Origin of the sequence: Sphingobium sp. RSMS, from assembly GCF_005406185.4 — a bacterium.
Classification (GTDB): domain Bacteria; phylum Pseudomonadota; class Alphaproteobacteria; order Sphingomonadales; family Sphingomonadaceae; genus Sphingobium; species Sphingobium fuliginis.
In genome coordinates, this window is the sequence record NZ_CM191258.1 from 918170 (window position 1) to 939749 (window position 21580).

At 62.4% G+C, this 21580-nt stretch carries 15 protein-coding genes; 10 read left to right on the plus strand and 5 right to left on the minus strand.

Annotation, left to right across the window (positions count from 1 at the left end; genetic code table 11):
- The first annotated feature begins 70 nt into the window (after nucleotides 1-70).
- A complete protein-coding gene (locus EGM87_RS22155; RefSeq protein WP_137708782.1) occupies nucleotides 71-1492 on the plus strand; it encodes a conjugal transfer protein TraH in 1422 nt (473 codons plus the stop codon).
- Between the two features lie 20 nt (nucleotides 1493-1512).
- Nucleotides 1513-5232, plus strand: coding sequence for a conjugal transfer protein TraG N-terminal domain-containing protein (locus EGM87_RS22160; RefSeq protein ID WP_137708781.1), 3720 nt, complete (start codon nucleotides 1513-1515; stop codon nucleotides 5230-5232).
- Here EGM87_RS22160 and EGM87_RS22165 read toward each other — a convergent pair.
- Nucleotides 5229-5669, minus strand: coding sequence for a hypothetical protein (locus tag EGM87_RS22165; protein ID WP_137708780.1), 441 nt, complete (start codon nucleotides 5667-5669; stop codon nucleotides 5229-5231). The two genes, EGM87_RS22160 and EGM87_RS22165, sit on opposite strands and share 4 nt — an antisense overlap.
- A gap of 349 nt (nucleotides 5670-6018) precedes the next feature.
- Here EGM87_RS22165 and EGM87_RS22170 point away from each other — a divergent pair, with 349 nt between their 5' ends.
- The 8 genes from EGM87_RS22170 (at nucleotide 6019) to EGM87_RS22205 (ending at nucleotide 18201) form a co-directional block, all read left to right on the plus strand.
- Nucleotides 6019-7437, plus strand: a complete 1419-nt coding sequence (locus tag EGM87_RS22170; RefSeq protein WP_216614596.1) for an acyl-CoA synthetase — start codon at nucleotides 6019-6021, stop codon at nucleotides 7435-7437.
- A 393-nt stretch (nucleotides 7438-7830) separates the two neighbouring features.
- Nucleotides 7831-8582 (plus strand): IS5 family transposase gene (locus tag EGM87_RS22175; protein ID WP_148564693.1). Its coding sequence is split into 2 segments (ribosomal slippage): nucleotides 7831-8161 and nucleotides 8161-8582, totalling 753 coding nucleotides; the frame shifts between segments, so codons are not numbered across the junction.
- 152 nt (nucleotides 8583-8734) lie between these two features.
- Complete coding sequence (locus EGM87_RS22180; protein ID WP_137708779.1) at nucleotides 8735-9355, plus strand: hypothetical protein; 621 nt, start codon at nucleotides 8735-8737, stop codon at nucleotides 9353-9355.
- A gap of 52 nt (nucleotides 9356-9407) precedes the next feature.
- Entirely contained in the window at nucleotides 9408-10430 is a 1023-nt protein-coding gene (locus tag EGM87_RS22185) for a helix-turn-helix domain-containing protein (RefSeq protein ID WP_253719187.1), read from the plus strand.
- Between the two features lie 125 nt (nucleotides 10431-10555).
- A complete protein-coding gene (locus EGM87_RS22190) occupies nucleotides 10556-12964 on the plus strand; it encodes an ABC-three component system protein (protein ID WP_137708777.1) in 2409 nt (802 codons plus the stop codon).
- A gap of 2 nt (nucleotides 12965-12966) precedes the next feature.
- Nucleotides 12967-13638: an ABC-three component system middle component 1 gene (locus EGM87_RS22195; RefSeq protein WP_137708776.1), complete on the plus strand. Its 672-nt coding sequence runs from the start codon at nucleotides 12967-12969 to the stop codon at nucleotides 13636-13638.
- Nucleotides 13638-16664 carry an ATP-binding protein gene (locus tag EGM87_RS22200; protein WP_171009934.1) on the plus strand — a complete coding sequence of 1009 codons (3027 nt, stop codon included), beginning with the start codon at nucleotides 13638-13640 and terminating at the stop codon, nucleotides 16662-16664. The genes EGM87_RS22195 and EGM87_RS22200 overlap by 1 nt, the downstream gene beginning before the upstream one ends.
- 331 nt (nucleotides 16665-16995) lie before the next feature.
- On the plus strand, nucleotides 16996-18201 hold the full coding sequence (locus EGM87_RS22205) for an RES family NAD+ phosphorylase (RefSeq protein WP_171009933.1): 1206 nt from the start codon (nucleotides 16996-16998) through the stop codon (nucleotides 18199-18201).
- Between the two features lie 223 nt (nucleotides 18202-18424).
- Here EGM87_RS22205 and EGM87_RS22210 read toward each other — a convergent pair whose 3' ends face one another.
- From EGM87_RS22210 to EGM87_RS22225, 4 genes are all read right to left on the minus strand, one after another.
- Complete coding sequence (locus tag EGM87_RS22210) at nucleotides 18425-19276, minus strand: alpha/beta hydrolase (protein WP_253719188.1); 852 nt, start codon at nucleotides 19274-19276, stop codon at nucleotides 18425-18427.
- 147 nt (nucleotides 19277-19423) lie between these two features.
- Nucleotides 19424-19990 carry a fasciclin domain-containing protein gene (locus tag EGM87_RS22215; protein WP_137708772.1) on the minus strand — a complete coding sequence of 189 codons (567 nt, stop codon included), beginning with the start codon at nucleotides 19988-19990 and terminating at the stop codon, nucleotides 19424-19426.
- 85 nt (nucleotides 19991-20075) lie between these two features.
- Nucleotides 20076-20771, minus strand: coding sequence for an anti-sigma factor (locus EGM87_RS22220; RefSeq protein WP_137708771.1), 696 nt, complete (start codon nucleotides 20769-20771; stop codon nucleotides 20076-20078).
- Complete coding sequence (locus tag EGM87_RS22225) at nucleotides 20764-21327, minus strand: sigma-70 family RNA polymerase sigma factor (protein ID WP_137708770.1); 564 nt, start codon at nucleotides 21325-21327, stop codon at nucleotides 20764-20766. The genes EGM87_RS22220 and EGM87_RS22225 overlap by 8 nt, the downstream gene beginning before the upstream one ends.
- Nucleotides 21328-21580 lie beyond the last annotated feature (253 nt).

The following is a 21580-nucleotide window of genomic DNA, read 5'->3' on the forward strand; positions in this document are numbered from 1 at the left end:
GACCATCCTTGAAAATGCCGCGCATGGCGGGCCGGCATCTTCGCCTTCTCGTTCCAAGAGGAAGCCCGCCATGCCTTCGCTCCGTCCTCGCTGTGCGCTGATCGCGCTCGGCCTGCTCGCCACCTGCGGCAAGACCGCGCCAGCCTATGCCCAGGGCTGGGCGGAAAGCTGGTTCGACAATGTGACCTATACCTCGCCCGGCTCCTTCGAGGACCAGACGCGCGGCTATGTGACCGCAGGCGGCATGTCCGGGCGCGTCGACGTCCATGACGATTATCTGATGTCGCTCACCCTCCCCAAGGTGAAGGCCGGCTGTGGCGGCATCGACATGTTTCTGGGGGGCATGTCGTTCCTCGACCCGGATTATCTCGTCCAGAAGCTCGAGAGCATTCTCCAGGCCGCGCCGGCGGTCGCATTCCAATATTTGCTCGAAACCCTCGACGAGAAAATGGGCAATATCATCTCGAAGATGGAAGCGGCGACCAATTATCTCAATTCCATCCAGGTCAATGACTGCCGTCTTTCCAATCGCATGGTGCAGATCGCCAGGGGCGACGACAATATGTCGGGCATCATCGAGGAGATGACCGGCTATAAATCCGTGAAGGAAGGCTTTGCCAAAAGCTACCAGCAGAGCCGCGAGAAGATCCAGGCGAACCAGAATAATCCGACCGAGGATCTGAAGGACGCGCTCGCCAACTGCCCGGCCGAGGTGACCGACATCTTCCGCACCGGCTCCCTACTCTCCCATGCCGCGACGCGCGTGGGTGCGGGCGACTGGGCCTCGGTTATGCGGGCTCGCGTGGGCGACGTCTATATGCGCTGGGACGCGACCGACAAGGTGCCGATCTTTTCGGCCATCCCCGCCTGCCCGCATCAGGACAACGACAGTCCGCAGGATTTTCTCGCCGGCAAGGTCCAGAGCCGTTCGCTCAACATCCCGCCGTCCGCCGCGGACTGCGCCCCGGACAGCGGCAAAGGGGCATTGGAGCTTGCCCGGACGCGGATGCAGTCGATCGCCACCAAAATCCGCACGCGCGCCGCGCTGACGGCCGAAGAGCGGCAATTTGTCGCCAATGTCCGCACGCTGCCGGTCTATCGCATGCTGGAATGGGGGGTGCGCGAGGGCGTGCCCGATTCCGTGATCGCCGATACCGACGAACTGGTGGCGCTCACGCTCGCCTATCAGATGCTCAATGATCTGACCCGATCGATCGATTTTGCCGTCTCCAACGCCGAACGGGGCGCGAGCGCCGCCGGCGCGGCCGATGCCGGCAACGCCAATATCTGCCAGACCCGCATTCTTTCCAAGGGCATCGAGCAGCTGAGGGATTTGCGCGAGGAGGTGCTGCGTCAGCGCGCGCAGATGCGGCAGAGCTATATGGCCGCGCTCAATCAGGCGAACCTTTCCGCCAACTATGCCGGGCTGATGCGCACGCGGGATCGCGATGCGCGCGACACCGCCGGCACCGCTTCGAACAACAATCGATGAACCTTTTGGAGGCACCGCCCATGCGCCGCCTGTTTCGCCTGCCTCACCTGCTCATTGCTCTGCCGTTTGCTCTGGCGGCAACACCTGCGCGGGCGCTGGAGTCCAGTTTTCACACCTATGACGGCTTTGCCGAAACGGTGGATGCGTTCCGCCTGGTCTCGATGATCTTCGGCGACCCGCGCTACGAAACGCTGGTGCTGATCTGCGCGGTCGTGGGGATCGCGCTCGGCGTCGTGCTCGCCTCGTTCCGCGGCCAGGGCATGGGGCTGGTGGCCTTCGGGTTCCAGATGCTGATCGGCATTGGCCTCTTCGTCGGCCTGGTCGCGACCACAGGTACGGTCCATGTCTATGACCGGGTCCGCAATGCCTATCAGCCGGTCGGCGATGTCCCCAATCTCATAGTGCTGGTGGCGGGCGTCACCAACCTCATGGAACGTGCGCTCGCCGAGACGATCGACGACAACACCACCGATCCCAATGCAAAGCTGGAATTTGGCGCGGGTGGCCATGCCTTCGACCTATTTCTGAATGCCGTCTCCCCGCGCGGTCCGATGACCGACACCTTCCTCGACGCGACGATCAAGGATTATGTCCGGCAATGCAATCCGGTCGCCCGCGTGTCGCCAGCCTATGGCGTCGATGATGATCAGCTGTTCCGGAGTACGACGGACCTGCCCGCCTCCTTTGCCGCCATGGCCGGACCCGCGACCTTCAGCACCGTCTTCACCTCGGCCGACAAGGGCGGCACGACCATGAGTTGCCAGGAGGCCTGGGATCATATCCAGTCCCGTCTCAGCGACCCAACCCTGTTCGACAACTATGCCCGTCAGGTCTGCCAGAGCAGCGGCTATGATGTTGCCGATGCCAACCAACTGGCTCGGTGCCGCACGCGCCTTGGGCAGCTGGGGGATGGGATGATGGGTGCGCCGCTTACCCTTCAGGCTTTCTTAGCCGATGTGCTGCTGGGCAGCAGCGTCGGCGACGTGCTGTTCGAGGATAGTCCGGCGACTGCGGCACGGGTGATGGCGAACCGGGCGGTGGTGTCGAGTGGGCTCTCCACCATGTCGGTCGCCAATCAGTGGATGCCCACGATCCGCGCCACGGTGTTCGGGATCATGCTGTTCATGATGCCGATCGCGCTGCTGTTCATCCTGACGCCGATCAATCTGCGTGTCGCGAGCTTCGCACTCGGCCTGTTCGTGTTCGTGGCGCTTTGGGGCGTCATCGATGCCGGCATCTATCAGCTGACCCTGGGCCGGGCGATGGCGGTGCTGGCAGAAATGCGATCCAATCATGTGGCCGCTAATGCCTGGATGCTGGCGCCGTCCGCTGCGCTGAAGGCCCTTGCGATCTTCGGTTCGTTTCGGACGGCGGCCGCTGGGCTGGCCGGCGCGTTCGTGTTCACCGTATTCCGCTTCTCCGGCAATGTGTTCTCCTCCTTCACTGGCGGCGCGCTTCAGGCCCAAGGCCAGGGCACGGCGGCGGCGACGCCGTTGATGACGCGGGAAGGATACGCCTCGGCGCTCGAAACCCAGGCATCGGCCTCCGGTACGATGGCGCGCAGGGGCATGGCCTCGAACTTCGGGGATTTCGGGGAACGCACGACCTTCAGCAGCAATCGGTCATTCGGCGCGGCCGGAACCGTGCTGGGCGAACATGGCGGTGGGCTCGCTGGCAGCAGCGCCTTTGCGCTGGGTGGCATCGACGCCGCGCGGCAACTGGGCGGCATCTCCCCTGCTCTTGCCGGGCGCGATCTCAGCAATCCGGCAACCGCTCAAGCGGTCCGGGCGAATGCGACCACGAGCGCCATTCATAATTTTGCCGAGAAGGACGCATTGCGGGCGCTTGGCACGACCTATTTTGGCGAGGGGCAGTCGGGGGAGCGGGCTTTTGCGGCATTCGCCCAGAATATGGTGCAATGGAAAGCCTTCGGGGACCAGCGCGCCTATGACATGATGCTGTCGGGCACGCAGCGGCATTTTGAGCGCAGCGGCTATGATGCCAGGGACGCGGCGCTCAAGGCCTCGACGCTCATCGGTCAGGCATCGGCCGATCCGACATTCGCCAAGATCACCGCCAACGCCTTCGATCAGGAGCAGATGCTGCGCAACGACCTGACGGGCGCGCAGGTACAGGTCGGCGCCATGGAGGGCCGACGTGATTATGCCGGCGACCATGTGGCAGCGACCGAACGGGGCAACGTCGCCACCGAGCAAGCCTGGCGCAGCGGCAATAACGCCGGTCACCGCAGCGCCGCCTCGATGCTCGGCCTGTCGCTCGATGAAACCAGCCGCCGTATCGCGTTCATCAATGCCCTTTCGGGTGAAGCGCGCTCCACAGCCATTAGCCAGCTCTCCCGCGCGACTGGGCGTAATGAGGCGCAGGTGATGCGGGCGCTTGAAAGCTATAATGCCGCGACCCAGGTCGGGACCGCCGATGGCGCGACGGCAGAAGCCGCGCGCGAGAACACCAGTGTTTACGGCCGGACTCGCGAGGCGGCGGGCTATGATTTTGCCGAGCGGTCGGGCAAACTCGACGCGCAGCGCGAGGTCGGGCTGGATGGAACGCGGTCTGCGGCCAGGATCGGTGAGCAGCGCCGGGAAGCTGAGAATTTCGGATTTGCGCAAGGGGCTGCGGCTGCTGGCGCAACGGTGCGGGAAGCGGCGCGTCTCGACAGCTTTATCCAGGCCTTGAGCCGCACGGCGGGCAATCAGGTCGATATGGCCGAAGGTGGCGCGGAAGGCGTTGCCGATCGGGCGCGCAATGAGCGGATGACCCGGATCGTCGATAATGAACGCCTGACGCGCATGCAGGCGCTGTTGCGCGAGAATGGCATCGGCCTTTCGAGGCGCCAGATCGCGATGGACCAGAATGGTGACCTCAACCTCAATTTGACGCCCGACGCAGCGGCCCAGATGTGGAGATCCGGGCTGATCAATGAAAGCCAGCTGGGCGCGATTGCCAATGGCGGGCGGGCGCGGTTCAGCTTTGCCCATAATGATCTGCTGGTGTCGAGCAGCACCGGGTTCAGCCGATCGGCGCGGTCCGACACCAGCACGCGGTTTGAAGCGGGCAAGCAGGCGGGGCCGGATACGGTCGAGAATTTCCTGGGCGGTGGCGCAGAGGGTCATGCCATGATGGCCAATTGGCTCAAGGGCGGATTCGAAATGGACCGAAAGGGCAACTGGCGTCTGAAACCGCAGGTGGCTGATACGCTCCAACGGGACGTTCAGGCGATCATGGTGCAAACAGGATGGACACGATCGCTATCCCGAAGCGCGAGTCATCAGATTTCGAACAGATCTTCCGTAGGAGTCCAAATCGGCGGATCAACAGAAAGTACGGGAAAAGGAGGTCAAAGTGCGGGAAGGTCGCGGGGGAGTTTTGGAGGTCAAGCTGGATTTGAAAGCGCGGATCTTAGCATGGGAGAAACGGGCGCGAGATCGAGTATCGACATCGTCAACCACGACGTGCGTTCAGCAATTTCTTCCGCTGAACGCGCAGCGAGCCGGTCGGTCTCTCCAGAACAGGCATTCACTAATGAGCTACGGCAGCAAATCTTAGGAACGGCAGGGCTGCGCAATCGCTATCTTCAACAAGCGGACGCGGGCCGGGGAACAGCGGACATAACCGCCCCTCTAACCTCCATGGAGCAAAAGAGCATCCTACAAAGCGGTCGATTTAATGGCGATCGCAGCCAGGGGTGGGACGATGGCGATCCAGAGTTCAAAACGCGCTAATCGATACCCCATAGCCTCCGGTTTCGGGAAGCTTCGCTCATCGGATTGGCTGGATGTCCATAATAGCTTGAATTTGATGGGTCCGTTGGGTCCATCCGTCGAAACGAAGCCATGTCGCGGCAAAAATCATCATGCTGACTCCAGGTGAGACCCTCTCCATTCCCCGCCCTGAAGTGATAGCTGAACCATGTCCTGAAAAAGCCGGCCCCCAGTACCGGTACGATCACAAACGGATGAAGCAGCGCGCCGACCAGCACGACAATGGCGCCTGGAAGCAGATAGCCGGGCACCGCAAGGATTACGGCCCAGAATATCGCCGCTGATCCCCACCAGAGTTTGGCGTACCACGGATGCCAAAACCAATCCCTCGCCTGGGGTGGCAAGTTTCCTGGATGACCATTTTCCGCGTTCGAATTGGGCGCATTCTGCTCTGCCATGGGTTCCTCGCTTCGCCACCACGATAGCATATCAAGTCATTCAGATCACACACAATCGTTCCCAAATTCGTGCCAATCCACTCCTCCTTCCTCCTGCTCACCTTCCAACACCGGGCGGCTAGCAACCCGTTTCCGAATACAGAGAGTGACGCAGCGACCTCGCCATTGCCTGGCCAGATTGGCTTGGTCCATGGCCCGTGTCATTGCCGCGTGTGCCGCGCGCTTCTATGAGAGAAGCTGCTTTTATAATTTATTCGAGACGAGGGGATCATGCCGACACTCCGTTTCCCGCTTTTGCAGGAGGATAATGACCGGACCGCCTTGATCGATGGTGAGCGCCGCGTGACTTATGGTGCGCTCCACGGCCTTGCGGACCGCCTTGCTGGAGGGAAAAGTAGATCTGGAGGAAGAACGCATTGCCTTCTTCCTGCCCGCCAGCACCGACTATGCGGCTGTGATGCACGCCGTCTGGCGCGCGGGCGGGATCGCCGTTCCACTCAATGTCGCCGCGACCGTTGCCGAACTGGATCATTATCTTAGCTGCGCGCGGGTGACCCGGCTGATCGCCCAAAGCGAGCATCACGCCATGCTGGGCGAATTGTGCGCGAAACTGGACATCCGTCTATTGCAGCCGGGCGAGCTTATGGCCGGTGAAGCAGGCGTCCTGCCGGATATTGCCGATGAGCGCCGCGCGATGATGGTCTTCACCAGCGGCACCACCAGCAAGCCCAAGGGCGTGGTGACAACCCATGGCAACAACCGGGCGCAGATCACCGTGCTTCTGGACGCCTGGGGCTGGTCGGACAGCGATACTATCCCCCTGTTCCTGCCGCTGCATCATGTCCATGGCATCATCAACGTACTGAGCTGCGGCCTATGGGCGGGCGGGACGGTGCATCTCTTCCCTCGGTTCGACGCGCCCGCCGTCGCCGCCCATGTCGCGGCGGGCGACTATTCGGTATTCATGGCGGTGCCGACCATCTATGTGAAGCTGCTCGACCATCTCGACAGCCTGGAAGAGGGTGAGGCGAAAAGGGTCTGCGACGGCTTTGCCGCCATGCGCCTGAACGTGTCCGGCTCAGCGGCCTGTCCGGTTCCATTGTTCGAGCAGTGGCGGGCGCGCACCGGCCAGGTGCTGCTCGAACGCTACGGCATGACCGAGATCGGCATGGCCCTGTCCAACCGCCTTCATGGCGAACGGCGGGCGGGGCATGTCGGCCAGCCCTTGCCGGGAGTCGAGGTGCGTCTCTACGGTGAGAATGAGCAGCCCATCGCGGAAGAGGGGCAGCCGGGCGAGATTCGCGTCAAAGGACCCAATGTCTTCCTCGAATATTGGGACAATGAACGATCCACACGGGACAGCTTCCGCGACGGCTGGTTCTGCACCGGGGACATGGCGGTAATCGAGCGGGACTATTACCGGATCATGGGACGGACCTCGATCGATATCATCAAGTCGGGCGGCTATAAATTATCGGCGCTTGAAATCGAGGCGGTGTTGCTCGCCCATCCCGCCGTTGCCGAGGCCGCCGTTATCGGGACCGAGGATGCGACCTGGGGCGAAGTCGTGGCAGCCTTCATCGTGCCACGGCCGGGTCACAAAGCGGACGCCGAAGAGATCATCGCCTGGTCCACGAGGCAATTGTCCGCCTACAAGATTCCGCGGCTCATCCATTTCGTCGACAGCCTGCCCCGCAATGCCATGGGCAAGGTTACCAAGCCGGACCTGAAGACGATACTCAGGGCCGCTTCAGCGCGAGCTTCCTAGCATGGGCCAACTTCTTGATGGAGGCGATTGCGGCATCATGCGGACGGGCCGTTTTCCGGCAAAGGCTGGGACATTCGAGACTGACCGGTTTCGGAGCGCCCGAGTGCTGTCCCGGACATCGAGCAGCCGTTATGCGCCGTCTGCTGCCGCCAACAAAGCAGTCGCTCACTGTGGCAAAATTGTCCTCTAGATACCTGCCTTTCCTTCATCACATCGACGCGGGCTTGAAGCCTGTAGGCAACTCCGCCAGTGGAAGTGACCTGCTCATCCAGCCTATTCAGGGAACGGCCTCTGTTCAGTTTGAAGCCTCGGGTATAGCCCCTGCAACAGCCACATTAGGGGTTGTGGGGATTTAGGATTCCCATTTGTTGGGAGATGTGATTCACGCTCTGGATGGACCGTTTCGTACTGACCGACGCCCAATGGGCAAAGATGGAGCCACATTGTCTGGGTAAGCCGACTGACCCTGGGCGGAGCGGAAGGGACAACCGGCTATTCATGGAGGCGGTGCTGTGGATTGTTCGCACGGGCAGTCCATGGCGTGATCTGCCCGCCATGTTCGGCAACTGGAGTACGGCGTTCAGGCGGTTTCGCGATTGGCGGGAAGCCGATATTTTCAAGCGTATTTTCGATGTGCTGTCGGAGGAACCCGACATGGAATACGCCATGGTCGATGCGACCATCGTCAAGGTTCACCGGCATGGCCAGGGCGCAAAAGGGGGACTCAGGGCCAGGCCATTGGTCGCTCAAAAGGCGGCATGACGACCAAGATTCTGGCGCTGACCGATGCCTTGGGCAATCTGGTGCGCTTCGAGTTGCTGCCGGGCAACCGCTACGACACCATAGGCGTCGCACCGTTGATCGACGGTATTGAGTTCGGTGCCCTGCTGGGCGACAAGGCCTTCGATTCCAACTGGATTGTACAGGATCTTGATCAGCGTGGGGCGAAGGTTGTCATTTCACAACATCCCGGCCGCGCCCAAAAGCTCAAGATCGACGTCGAGATGTACAAATGGCGTCACCTGATCGAAAACTTCTTCTCCAAACTTAAGGAATTCAAACGCATCGCTATGCGTGCCTGCAAAACCGACCAGAGCTTCTCTGCAATGATCTATCTCGCCGCAGCCATCATCAACTCACGATGAATCCCCACACACCCTAATGTGCACGCGGCGAATATTGCAGGGCGCGGTGCTTTTCCGATAGATGAAGCCCGATGGTTTGGATCGTCAGACCATTGACATGTTAAGTTTTCTTCTCTCATATGAGGGATGGAAACTTAACATGGAGTTGGTCGATGGCGGTATTGGCGGAAGACTATGAAGTCATACCCCGCTTGGCGCAGTTGGGGCTGCGGCGCGACTTCCTCTTTGAAGTCGTTGCGGCTGCGGTCGGCGGGCGACGCAGCTCCACTGGTTTCCACCCATTGAGCGCCGGCGGTCTTCTCTCTTGGATCGAGGGCACGGCGCATATGCGGCGCGTGTTCGTCCCACAGGGCTGGGAGATATCCCGCAGGGATAACATCGAGTCGATCTTCCATCCTACCATCGGGATCAAGGTCGTCTTCCAGAACGCTGAGCGAGCAGGCGATCCGCTGTTCGACCCTATAGCCGTTTCCAAGAAGGGCGCGGGATCCGCGCGGGCGATCGAACTTGGTCAGTTCGAACTCTGGCCAGAAGTAAGAGAACAGGAAGTCGCCGAAATCAGCGCGCCCACTTGGGTGCTATTCGTTTTCGCTGATGGAGAAGACGTGCGTGCGGAATTGTCGCGCCCAATGGCCATCAATAGAGATCAGTTCGATGGCTTCCACGAGCGGATACTGCTGATCGAAAAGGGTGGCTGGGGTGCTACTGAACCGTTCATCGGAGAAGATGAGCCGCCAGCTGAATATGACGTGACGGTCTCTCGCAAGGGCTAATGGCGTCGTGTTCAATCCCCAACGACTGATACTGGGGCGCAAGCGCCGAAAGATGACTGCGCGCGCGCTTGCCGGTGCCATCAACGTCTCTCCGATTACGATATCCCGCTTGGAGAATGGTGCCAACGAGCCCGAGGATCCTACTGTTGACGCCCTAGCTGCTATTCTGAACTTTCCCCGGGAATTCTTCTTCGCCGAGGAAGTTGACGAACTTCCGGCCGGCGCTGCCAGTTTCCGCAGCCTATCCTCGATGTCTGCCAAGGAGCGCGATGCTGCTCTGTCGGCAGGCGCGATCGCTTATCTGTTTCACGACTGGGTCGCTGAACGGTTCAACTTACCTGACGGCGACATTCCCGACGTGCGGGAGGATGCGTCACCCGAAGGTGCCGCCCAGACCGTCCGGACGCAGTGGGGGCTCGGCGCGCAGCCGATCTCGAGCATGGTGAAGTTACTCGAATCCAAAGGCATTCGGGTTTTCTCGCTCAGCGAGGACACCAAGAATGTCGACGCATTCTCGTGCTGGCGTGCGGATCGCCCCTTCGTGTTCCTCAACACCTTCAAGTCGACCGAGCGTAGCCGCTTCGATGCCGCGCATGAGCTAGGGCATCTCGTCATGCACCGGCATGGTGCGCCCCAGGACAGCCGCCAGGCCGAGAGCGAAGCTGACAAGTTCGCATCGGCATTCCTCATGCCGGCTGACGACGTGGCGAGCAGGATTCGCTACGTTTCCAGTCTCGACAGTCTCGTCAAATATAAGCGGCGTTGGGGAGTGTCGGTAGCAGCGCTGAACTACCGATTGCATAAGCTAGGAATCGTCAGCGAATGGCAGAACCGAAGCCTTAACGTGGAACTGTCAAGCCGCGGCTACCGGCGCCAGGAACCTGAGGGTCTGCCTCCCGAGGCATCCGCACTGTGGCCCCAGATATTCACCGCGCTCTGGCAGGACCGGATCACGCGTGAACGGATAGCCGACCAGCTGCATGTTCCTCCCGCTGAGCTTGATATGATCCTGCGCCATCTGTCTGGACCTCCGCTTAGTAGGAGCAACGCAGCAGTCGGGCTGCGTGCTGTGTGAGCGCTGGGAAGCCCGAATACTAGGCATTGCGTGATTGCAGCCAGCGGATACTAGTGTCAGGAGCATGATAAGGCGGGGATATTGAACGGTTTGGGGCAGTGTAGGACGAGGCGGGGCGACGACCAGTGACGGCTGAGGAGGTTCTTGCCGCCGCGCTCGTTCCGCCGACGCGCCGGGTCTTTTTTCTGGGCAACATGGAAAAGCGCGTGACGCTCCATGCGCAGCAGCTGCGCGCGCTCAATCTCGCGGATGCTTTGCTCGAATGCGATACCATTCGCACGAATGGAGCGATCGCTATCATCGGCGGTGGCGTGGGCGGCGTGACGCTGGCCGCCGCACTTGGGCTCGTCGCCCCAGAGTTGAAGATCGTCCTTTATGAGGAGCAGCAGGAATTGCTGTACCTCCAGGTCGGCGCGACCAGCCGCTACATTCACCCCAACCTGTTCGACTGGCCTGCTGTCGGCTCGACCGATAGCCGCGCGGGCCTCCCGGTTCTCGATTGGGAAGACGGGATCGGAGATGAGGTCGCGAAGGGGCTATTGCGCGACTTCGACACCATTCGGAAAGGATCGGGGATAGAGTTGCGCCGTGCGAAGGTCGCAGGGATCGAGCCGGTGGGGTCATGGGCCGCCGCCCGCATCCGCGATGATCAGGGAATTGCCTCCACCGAGCTGTTCGAGGCGGTGATCATCGCTGTCGGCTTTGGTCTCGAGCGCGAGGTGTCGGTCGGCAGCAACCCATCCTACTGGCGGCCTTCCCCTGTTGCCGGACCGTTCGTGGCCGCCCAACCGCAGACCGTGCTCATCTCGGGCAACGGCGACGGTGGCCTAGCCGACTTCATGCTCGCTGCTTTCAGTCAGCAGCAGCGCGATATCCTGCGCTACGTCACCGACTATCCCCATCTCGAGCCGGTCAAGGCCGAGCTCGACGCGATCGATAACGAGGCCTGGGCGGATCCCGGTTTCGATATCTTCGCAGCCTATAGGGCGCGGCTCACGCCGATTCTGCCGCCACATCTCCTGATGGATATTCGAGACCGACTGCGGGACCCATGCCGCCTCGTTTTTCATACTAGGGAAGCGCGCCTCTTCCGTCGTGATACCGCGATTCTCAACCGGTTCGTCTGCTATCTGGCGATCGAGGCCGACATTCATTTTGCGCGGAACAGCATCGAGCTCCTGACTGGTTGTTCGATTGAGTCCTCGACCGACGCCGCTGTGCTGACATTTTCCTGCGGCGCCAGCGTCACGCCTACGGTCCGGCTGTTGCGCTTCGGTCCCGACACCGAGGCCGTGCTGGTTCCCTTTGCCGACCTTGCGGTGGAATACAAGAATGCTCATCCGGTGATAGCCGGAGCACGGCCGGTCATGCCCGTACTCACCGCCACGGCGGCGCACCGCTGGGCTGGCTTCGCGCCGACGGTCCCAGCACCGCTGCCGGCCGGCGCCAATCCCGATGAACCGGTGCGCGTGTCATTGGACATCGATGCAGGGGGCCAAGCCGTACTTACCGGGACCGGCTTCGACGCTGTCGCGGCCTTCTGGGATCCTCACAGCCCGGGTGTTCGGCTGACGGTGTCCGCAGGACCCGAAGCAGTGGGCCCGCTGGTTGCGGCGCTCGCGCGCTTATGCGCGCACGCGCCTAACGCCGTGCTGATCAGCGGGCGCTATCGCGGCTGGGATGCCGCTTGGTCGGGGCTTCGCGTGGCGATGCCAGGCCCAGCGATCGACATCGCGTTGGTGACCCGCGCGCCGGCAGTTCCGCCTTTGGTTGCAGTTGGGGTGACGTCGCCTCCCATTGGTGTCGCCGAAGCTGCGACCCTGATCCAGAAGGTGCTCGATGCCGATCTCCTCGCCAGGCTCAACGCAGCGCTTTACCAGGCGCTCGAGCCGGCCGTCCCGGTGTCGCTTGGCTGGGTGATCGAACCGGCACTGCGCCACAAAATGTGGCTCAGGTGGCAGCAATGGTTACAGGTCCTCGGCGCTGACTCAACAATCTGCCGCCGCTTTTTGTTGCTGCTCGCCACGGAGAATGACGATGCGGCTCACGGGGACGATGCGTTGATAAGGCTGGGGCCGCTGATGCTGAAAGCGCATCTGACACGTGCGGCGGTGCTCGCGCTCGCCGTTGCACTCTGCTCGCAGCACGTCTTCGAACCCGCCGGTGACCGGCCGGGCAATCTTCGCACTGGTTCTGTGTCAGGCCATGCCTGCGGCGTGGCCTGGATCGACGGCACCGATATCGGGCCAGAAGTGGCGGCCCGGGTGTGGACCACCGGTATCGTTCTCCTCTCCGAACTCGACCACACGGTCGAACAGCTGCGGCTCACCAGCGATGTCCGGCTGGACGAGGAAGAGGATAGTCCGGCCGATGTGACGCAGGTCCCACGTGCGGAGCGCCCGGTGGTGATGGGCTGTGACGTTCGCATGCGCCAAGCGCTGGCCATCGGTGAACTAGCGGTGGTGGACTATGTGCAAAGAGTTTTTGGCGCGCGCGCCAGTGCTGACGCGGCCATGATCGAACCGGGAGCCTGATGATGAGCGCACGTGGTGAGATCTTCGCCAAAGTAGAACTGCTCGCCGCTGTGCGGGCGCTCGATGTCGTGGTGACCTCAGCCGATGAGGAATGGTTGCGCGACCGGTTCGTGACCGAAGTCCTGGCCGGCAAGGATGCTGAAAACGTCGGTGTCGAGACCGCGACGAACCTGCGGGTCGGCGAGGATCTGCCTGCCAATATCGCTGCCTACCGCATCGACGGCATTCCGGTGCTGCTTGGGGCGCTGCGCGATCGGACGCGCCGCGCTGTTCAGGATGAGGTCCGGCGCTACCGCAATCAGGCGATGATCGCGCGTGCATGGCTGGGCAAGGAGGCCGCCAATCTGCAGCTTTTCCTAATCGGTCCGCTCGGCTCGATGGATGATATGCTCTGGCGGCAGCTCGCTGAAGAGGTCGAGATCGACGACCGGGTGTGCCGCAAGCTCGTCTGGTTGCCGTCCGATGCACCCAAGATCGAGGACGCCGCCTACTTCCTGCAGCGGACTTTCCTCGCTCGTCCCTGGGCCGATGCGCTGCGTCCGCGCCGCCTCGACCGGCTGCGCGAACTCGCCTTACCGGAGGGATGGGACGCTATCGTGCGCGATTCCTCGCTAACGCCCGACCAGCTGATCGCGGCGATCATCAAATCGACACCGCTCCCGGAGGACAGCTGATGACCGCGCCACTTTTCCTCCGCCGCGTCGAACTGTCGAATTTTCGCACCTATGGCGAGAATTTCGCACTCGATATGGTGCCCGGCCCGGGCATCGTGCTGCTGACCGGCTCTAACGGCCTTGGCAAGACCACCTTTTTCGACGGGATCGAATGGTGCCTCACCGACCGGATCAGCCGGTTCGACGGGCTGCCGCGCCCCGATCTCGATCCGCTGACCCGATTCGGCCAGAAGGAAGGGAGCCACCGGGTCAGTCTCTATTTCAGCGATGGTGATCCGATCGACAGGGTCGGTGCCGACGGCCCTGCCGCGGCCGATATTGCGGCGTTCTTGAAATCGCAGGCCTGGCCGTCGATCGGCGATCTCGGTCACTATCTGTCGATGACCCATTTTCTCGGCCAATCCTCGGTGCAACGCTTCTCAATCCGGGATTCAAGCGCGCAGTGGCGCCTGCTTGAGGGGCCGGCCGGCATCGACGAGATCAATCTCATTCGCGAGCGCCTAGGCGGACAGGCCGCGACACAGGCGATGAACCGCGCCGTCGCGGCCGCGCAGACGGCGGCGAACGATGCCGAGGGTCGCGCGAGGGAATGGCGCGAGCTGACCGCGCTGCGCGAGCGGTTCAGCCGGCTCGCCTTTTCCGACAATGCGCTTGACGGCGACGCGGCGCTTGACAACCTTGGCGCCCTGCTCGCCGAAGCCGGCTTGCCGTCGCTGCCCACAGGCGGGGCCAATCCGGAAGCTGCCCTTGCCGCGGCAGCCGGGATGTTCGCGGACGCGATCGCCGCGGCGACGCGCCGTCGGGACCAGGTACTCGAGATCGCACCACGGATCCCGACCTATGTTGAAACCGGCAGACTAGTGGCGGCGGCAAGGTCCGACCTCGAAACCGAACGCACCGCACTGAGCGAACGGCAAAGCGCCCTTGCCGCGGCCGAGGAGCGGATCGAGTCGCTGACGAGCGAGCGCGATACGAAAGCGGCGATGCATCAGCAGCTGACCGATCAACATGCCGCGCTCACGGCCGCAATCGTGGCGGCGCGCTTCCTCAAGGAAAGCGCTCCGCGCGTGGCCGCGCTGGGCGCAGAGGTGGATGATGCACGCAGCGCTGCAGAACGCCAAGCGCTCGAGGTGAACCGGCTCGCGGCCATCGTCACTGATGCCCGCGCGCGGGGCGCGCGCGCCGCGAGCCTTCGCAGAGATATCGCGCGAGTCGATGCGCTTACCGAGACCGTTCGCGTTTATCTGGCGCTAGTCGAAGAGCAGCGGCTGGACAGCGACGACATCGAAGCGGAGCTGGCGGTTGCCCGGTCGCGAAGGGCCGAGCTTGCCGGCGACGACCAGAAACTCGCAAGCGAAATCGAGGCCAATGCCGCGGCGCTCCGCGCACTTGAAGACCGTGCGAGCGTGATCGCACGCGCTGTCCAGGCGATTTCGAGCCACCTCACCGCGCATGACGCGGAGTGCCCGTTATGTCACACCGCGTTCGCGACCGGGGAACTCCTTGCCAGTATTAGGGCGGCCGAGGACAACGCCGGCCAGCATGCCGCTGAACTGCAGCGCCAGGCCGAGACGCTGGCGGCGCGGCGGGCGGCGGTAACGCTCGAGCTGACCTCGCTGGACGGCACGATTGCGACGATAAGGGCGAAAATAACCGGCCGTGCGGTACGCAGCCAGGCTCTCGCCGACCAGCTGGAAGGACTTCAGCTCGCCGGCCTGGCTCCCGACACCGCGTCTGAAATCCTTGCCGCGCGGCGCGATGACCGGCTGCGTGATCTCGACCAATGTATCGCTGAGATCGCTGCGATGGGTGACGAGGAGGCCGCGGTCGCGGCGCATCGCGATGCCGAGATCGAGCTGAGTCGCCTGCGCGAAGTGGAAGCGGCGGCGAGTGGAGCGATCGCGGCGCTGCTAGCGGAACGACAGGAAGCAACCGGGATCGTCGGCCGCGTCGCCGAGGGAAGCGGGGATTTGGGCCTCGAGGCCTTGCTCGCGCGGCTTGCCTTGCTATCACGGGAGGTACAGGCGGCAGCGGCTGCGCTGGAGGCAGCGGCCACCAATCGCGCGCGCGCGCGTCAGGAACTCGACGAAAAGCGTGCCGCCGTGGTGAGCGCAACCGCCCTGATCACCCGTCTCGAACAGCTGATTGCCGAAGGCGCGGAACGGCAGGCCACCTTGCTTGGCGAATGGACGGACCTCGGTCTCGACGGCACGCCGTCCGTCAGTCTGGTCCAGAACATTCTCGCCAATGGCGAGCGGAACCTGGCCCGGCTGCAAAAGATCGAGGATCGGCGACGGGAGCTTCTCGGGCGCTATGAGCAATGGTTGCGCAACAAGGATCTGGCCGAACTCGAAGCGCGCATCGCGACGTTTCGTGAAACGCTCAAGCCGGGCCGGGACGAATCGACTGAGGCGGCGCTCGACAGGCTCCTGAATCGCACCCAGCTGGAGCTCGAACGGGCGACTGTCGCGCGGCGACGCGTCCAGGCGCTGCGCAAGAACCTGCGCTCCAAGGCGAACAGCTTTGCCGCCGGTGTCTTGAAGCCGCTTAATGACAGTATCGGCCGTTTCGCCCACGCGTTGCTCACGCGCGCCGACGGTTCGGTTGCCTACACCGCCGAGCATCATCTCAATCGCGCCAGGCTCATATCGTCGATCCAGACCCGCGCGGGGGATGGCGAGACCAAGGAACTGCCACTTAGCCCAAACTATTTCTTCAGCGAAGGCGAATTGTCGGCGATGAGCGTCAGCACGTTGTTTGCCGCAAGTACCGCCTTTCCTTGGTCGCGCTGGCGCTGCGTGCTGATGGACGATCCGCTCCAGCATAACGACATCATTCACGGCAGCGCGTTCATCGACCTACTTCGCAACATGGTCCGCCATCTAGACTATCAAGTCATCCTGTCGACGCATGATTCGTCTGAAGCACAATTCCTACTGCGCAAATGCCAGGCGGCGGGCCTGAATGTGACCTATTGCGAGCTGGCGCCAAGCGGCGAGCAGGGGTTGGTTTCCTCGGCCGCCTGAACGGGACCGCACTAGCGGGAATTCAGGCGCTACTATTGGGCGGCGGGCACCGATCGCGAGCCCGTACTGGAAATGAACCGATGGCCACATCTAAGAGCTGAATGCAAGCCGCGAACGTCCGGATGGGGGCGGACGGCCAGCTTCATCTCGACGAACTGACCCGTATGACCTACGACTTGGCGGCGGACATCGGAGTGCTTAAAGTCACGCTATGGATGCTCCCCCAAGCCTAATCTGCCACGAATGCATCGGCGATCTCTTTCTCAAGGCGCGCGCCAAATCCGAGGGTAAACGGGCGCGCTGCGACCATTGTGGAAAGATACGCAAATGCGTGGCCGTCGAAGATCTCAAATCGTGGATCGACGAAGTCTTCACGGCACAGTTTCGCCCTGGGCCGGGGCAGGAAGCGCATGAAATCTTCAGCCGCATCGCCGGCATCAGTCGGGACCTCGCATTTGACATGGTTGACGACCTGTCGCAAATCTATGGCCATCTCGATGCATTGGGCAAGGATACCGATCCCTATGCATTCGAAGCCTACGTGCCGGATGGGCCGGACGAGGACGAGTCAGACGATCGCTGGCGAGCTTTCAGCAAGACCGTCCGGCAGGAAGCGCGTTATTTCAACCGATGCGCCGAGCAATGGCTTGAGAATATCTTCACCGGGCTGCACGACCAGCGCACCTGGTCCGACGAGGGCGTGATACAGACCATCGAGCCGGGCGCCACAAGTTTTTGGAGGGCCAGGCTGGCCGAGAGTGAGACAACGCTGCTCAAAATCGTTGGGAGCCCGCATGCCGAACTCGGCCCGCCTCCCAATGGCTCGGCGACCGCCGGGCGTATGAACGCCGCCGGTGTCTCCGTCTTCTATGGCGCGGTCACGCCTGAAACGTGCATATCTGAGATCCGCGCACCGGTCGGCGCCTGGGTTGTTATGGGCCGTTTCACGCCCACCCGTAGGCTGAGGATTCTTGATGTTGATCGCCTCGCGCAGATCGACGGTAGGATTAGCCATTTTGATCCCGACTACGTCCGCAAGCACGAGCGGGTCGATTTCCTTCGTGCATTTGGTCGCCAGATCGCCCAACCGGTCATGCCCAGTGACCAAGGCTTTGGCTATCTTCCGACCCAAGTAGTGGCCGACTTCCTTGCCCAGCGCCTGACACCTGCCATTGATGGGCTCTACTACCGGTCAACTCAGACTGGTTCGGCGGATCGCAATATCGTCCTGTTCAACCGGGCAGCACGGGTCGAACCGCTTAGCCCTGCTCTGCAATATGACGTCGACGTAAACTGGCGGCCGGGCGAAGAGGATGACACCATCTGGATGTCGCTGAAACCGGCTGATCCATCATTGCCGCCGAAGCCTGATTATAAGCATTTGATGGACGAGCGACCCATGACGCTGCAGCTCGATCTCGCAAGCCTAGAGGTCCGACGGGTTAGCGAGACGCACTACAAAACAGAGTTGAGAGCGGTGTACCTGCATAGCGCCGAGGCCGGCCCACCCGCGCCAAACGGTACAGTCAAGATCTAGAAAGCCGGGCCGCGCTAGCCAGATACTGGATGTCGGGCACCAGCCTGCTGAAACCGTGGTCGATTTAAATGCTGAAAGCAGCCCTTTGCGTCCAATGTAAGAAGCGGCAAGTATTGGTAGACACCCGCGGGAAAGCTGACGGTCAGCAGCTGATGGCCGAAATTTGGCCCCTGAGCGTCTGAGAAGGGTCGACCCCGGAATTGATCCGCAACTGCTCTCGTGGTCAATCAACGGCGGTGACCTGTCGAGCGAATTTCGCGGCGTCGGCGACGATGCGTGCGCGATAGCGAAACGGACGAGCCATGGCCATTATCATGCCGATGTGACCAATAGCGGGATAACGCTTGATCCGGACTGTGACGCCGCCGGCTCGCAGCCTCGCAGCAAGCGCCTCGCTGTTGCGCGCACGCACGGTTTCGTCTGAACCGCCGACCATAAGCAGCGCGGGAGGATCGCCTGCGCCAGCCCAGCTCACCGGCTGGGTGTCGGCAGGTCTGGGCCATGTACCAAACGCGGCCTTGCTGGCAGGAAGGTCGAAGGGCGCAAAGTCATAGGGGCCGGCTATCCCCACCAATCCTTTGACCGCCTGTCTATCCTTGCCGAGCCAGCGATCGTCGACCGCCAGCATGGCGGCGATATAGGCGCCCGCCGAATGGCCGCTGAGCACGATATTGGTCGGGGCGCCGCCATATTCTCTTCCATGCGCGGCGATCCATCGAACGACGCTGGCGCCGTCCTTCACAAAGTCGGGATAGAGATTGGCAGGGCCGATCCGATAATCGGGGATGACCACCAGAAAGCCCTGCGCCGCCAATGCCCGGCCGACAAACTCATAGCCCTTTCGCGTGCCACTGGCCCAGGAGCCGCCATAGAAGAACAGGATGACTGGCAGCCGCGCATTCGCAGCGCGTTGACGCGGTGCATATATGTCCAGCTTTTGCCGTGGTCCCGCGCCATAGGGAATGTCGCTCGCCACTTTGACTCCGCCCTCATCCTTGGGAACAAGCAGGTCGAAGGTCCGTAGCGGCGAAACGGCGGCTGCAACCATCGCGGCGAACACGCATGCTCCCGCCACCACCCATCTCCATCGCCAGCCCATCGTTCCTCCACGCAAGACAAGGGATAATGCGCAGCCCGGCGCGAAAGCGCCATGGGGACGAAGGAAGCCCGCCAAACGGACAAGATCGGCGGACTTCCACAATTGAGAGGACACGCGATCGAGTCAGGGCATCAGCACCGTATCGACAACATGGATGACGCCATTGGATTGCATCACATTGGCGATGGTGACCTTGGCCGAGCCGCCCTTGGCGTCAGTCAGATACCAGGCATTGCCCTTCTTCCAGGCAGTCAGCGCCTCTCCCTGAACCGTCGTCAGCTTCGCCTTGCCCGCATGAGCCTTGGCGTTCGCCGCAATGTCGGCCGCAGTCATGCGGCCGGGGACGACATGATAGGTGAGAATCTTGGTCAACATGGCCTTGTTCTCTGGCTTGACCAATGTCTCGACGGTCCCGGCGGGAAGTTTGGCGAAGGCCGCATTGGTCGGGGCAAAGACGGTGAAAGGACCGGGACCTTTGAGCGTCTCCACCAACCCGGCGGCCTTGACGGCGGCGACCAGCGTAGTGTGATCCCTGGAATGGACGGCATTGTCGATGATGTCCTTGGTCGGATACATGGCAGCGCCGCCAACCATCGGATTTTTCATCATCATGTCCTTGGCAATGGCGATGCCGCCGCCGCCCAGGCTTGTGGCGCTGGCCACGATGAGTGCGAGTTTGGAAAATTTCATTGGAAAAGCTCCTAAAACGCCATCCCGATTTGGGGGAGGTAGCCTAGCTACGGAGCTTTGCGCCAAAGGATGCGTTCGCCCGCAGTCAGAGAAGCGATATTTTTCCTGCGGCGATCGGCGCGGAACTGGGCGCGGCGTGCGGAGCCCCATGTTGCCGCTCCATGGTGATCGCCAGCGTGGCGCCGTCGACCAGCAGCCGGCGCTGCTGGGCGGATAGCGGCACCGATGTCCGACCCGCCCGCGGGATCAGCCCCAGCGACACCGGCGCGCCGCCGTCAGGGATCACCCATAATTCGGGAAATAGCCTGGTTGCCGGGACGGCAGCGACGACGCGGAGACGAATCTCCACCGCCTGCGGGTCGTAGCGGGCGAGAACAACCGGCCCGTCCGCTTCGCCGACCATTTGCGCGACAGCCGTCGGCGCGGACACCGGCGCAAAGCCAAAAGGATGCATGACGAGGACGATCGCCAGCGCCGCGGCGATCGCGCCAGTCAGCAGCGCTCCGGCGCGCCACCGCGAAAGGCGTATTTGCAGGCGGGCGGTTGGATCAGCGATCCGCGCCGCCACTGCGTCCCACACGGCGTCGTGCGGAGCGACACCTTCCCATGCGCCGTGCAGTGGCGCCAGCCGCGCTTCCCAGTCCTGCACCGGGCGCGCGAAAACGGGATCGGACAGTTGCAGCCGCAATGCCGCCGCCCGCTCCGGCCCCGCCAGAACGCCGAGCGCCAGTTCGGCCGCCAACGCATCGCGTTCCTCTTCGGGGGTCAGAGCGTCACTCATCGCTCAGGCAGGCCTTCAACCGCAGCAGCCCCCGCCGGATCAGGCTTTTCATCGTTGCCAGCGGCATTGCCGCCCTTTCCGCCAGTTCGGCATAGGTCAGCCCGTCGAAAAAGGCAGCGCGGATCGACGTGCCGGTACGGTCGTCCAGTTGCTCCAGACACTCGAACACACGCGTCCGGTCCTGCCGGGCCATCAGCGCCTCATCGGCGCTAGGCTGTGCATCGGCGACCTGGGATGCGGCATCCTCCGGCAGCAGAACCGCTCTGCCCGCCATCCGCCGCCAGTCGATCGCACTGTTGCGAGCGATCGCGCATAGCCAGGTCACGGGACTGGCGCGCCCAGCGTCGAACCGGGCCGCCCTGTTCCAGACCTTGAGATATACGTCCTGCAAGATGTCCTCCGCGCTCTCTTTGTCGCCCGAGATACGCAGGCAAATTCCAAATAGCTTCGCACAAGTGAGCTCGTAAACCTGTCGCAGGGCCAATTGGTCCTGCTTCGCCACGCCAGCGAGCGCGACGATCAGCCGTTCGCGGGCCAAATCAGCCTCTTCCTTCATCCGGGCATCCTCACGCGCTCGAACCTAAGGGCCAGATACTCCATTGCAAGAGCGATGGCGGGCATCCCCGATCATTTGATCCAAGCAGTCCGTGGCAGAGGTACTGAGGGTCGGACCTTATCTTCCAGTATCGCGCTTGATCGCAACTTGACGTCTCTGAGAGCGCCGATTTTCTGCGATCCAGCCGAAGCGTCGCACATTAATGAATGTCCGGAACCTGGAACGCAATTTTGGCTCGGGAACGACAACACCG

Excerpts from the sequence above, each read along its gene's own strand:
- EGM87_RS22155 (WP_137708782.1), top strand. The coding sequence starts at position 71 with ATGCCTTCGCTCCGTCCTCGCTGTGCGCTGATCGCGCTCGGCCTGCTC.
- EGM87_RS22160 (WP_137708781.1), top strand. The coding sequence starts at position 1,513 with ATGCGCCGCCTGTTTCGCCTGCCTCACCTGCTCATTGCTCTGCCGTTT.
- EGM87_RS22165 (WP_137708780.1), bottom strand. The coding sequence starts at position 5,669 with ATGGCAGAGCAGAATGCGCCCAATTCGAACGCGGAAAATGGTCATCCA.
- EGM87_RS22170 (WP_216614596.1), top strand. The coding sequence starts at position 6,019 with ATGGTGCGCTCCACGGCCTTGCGGACCGCCTTGCTGGAGGGAAAAGTA.
- EGM87_RS22180 (WP_137708779.1), top strand. The coding sequence starts at position 8,735 with ATGGCGGTATTGGCGGAAGACTATGAAGTCATACCCCGCTTGGCGCAG.
- EGM87_RS22185 (WP_253719187.1), top strand. The coding sequence starts at position 9,408 with ATGACTGCGCGCGCGCTTGCCGGTGCCATCAACGTCTCTCCGATTACG.
- EGM87_RS22195 (WP_137708776.1), top strand. The coding sequence starts at position 12,967 with ATGAGCGCACGTGGTGAGATCTTCGCCAAAGTAGAACTGCTCGCCGCT.
- EGM87_RS22200 (WP_171009934.1), top strand. The coding sequence starts at position 13,638 with ATGACCGCGCCACTTTTCCTCCGCCGCGTCGAACTGTCGAATTTTCGC.
- EGM87_RS22215 (WP_137708772.1), bottom strand. The coding sequence starts at position 19,990 with ATGAAATTTTCCAAACTCGCACTCATCGTGGCCAGCGCCACAAGCCTG.
- EGM87_RS22220 (WP_137708771.1), bottom strand. The coding sequence starts at position 20,771 with ATGAGTGACGCTCTGACCCCCGAAGAGGAACGCGATGCGTTGGCGGCC.
- EGM87_RS22225 (WP_137708770.1), bottom strand. The coding sequence starts at position 21,327 with ATGAAGGAAGAGGCTGATTTGGCCCGCGAACGGCTGATCGTCGCGCTC.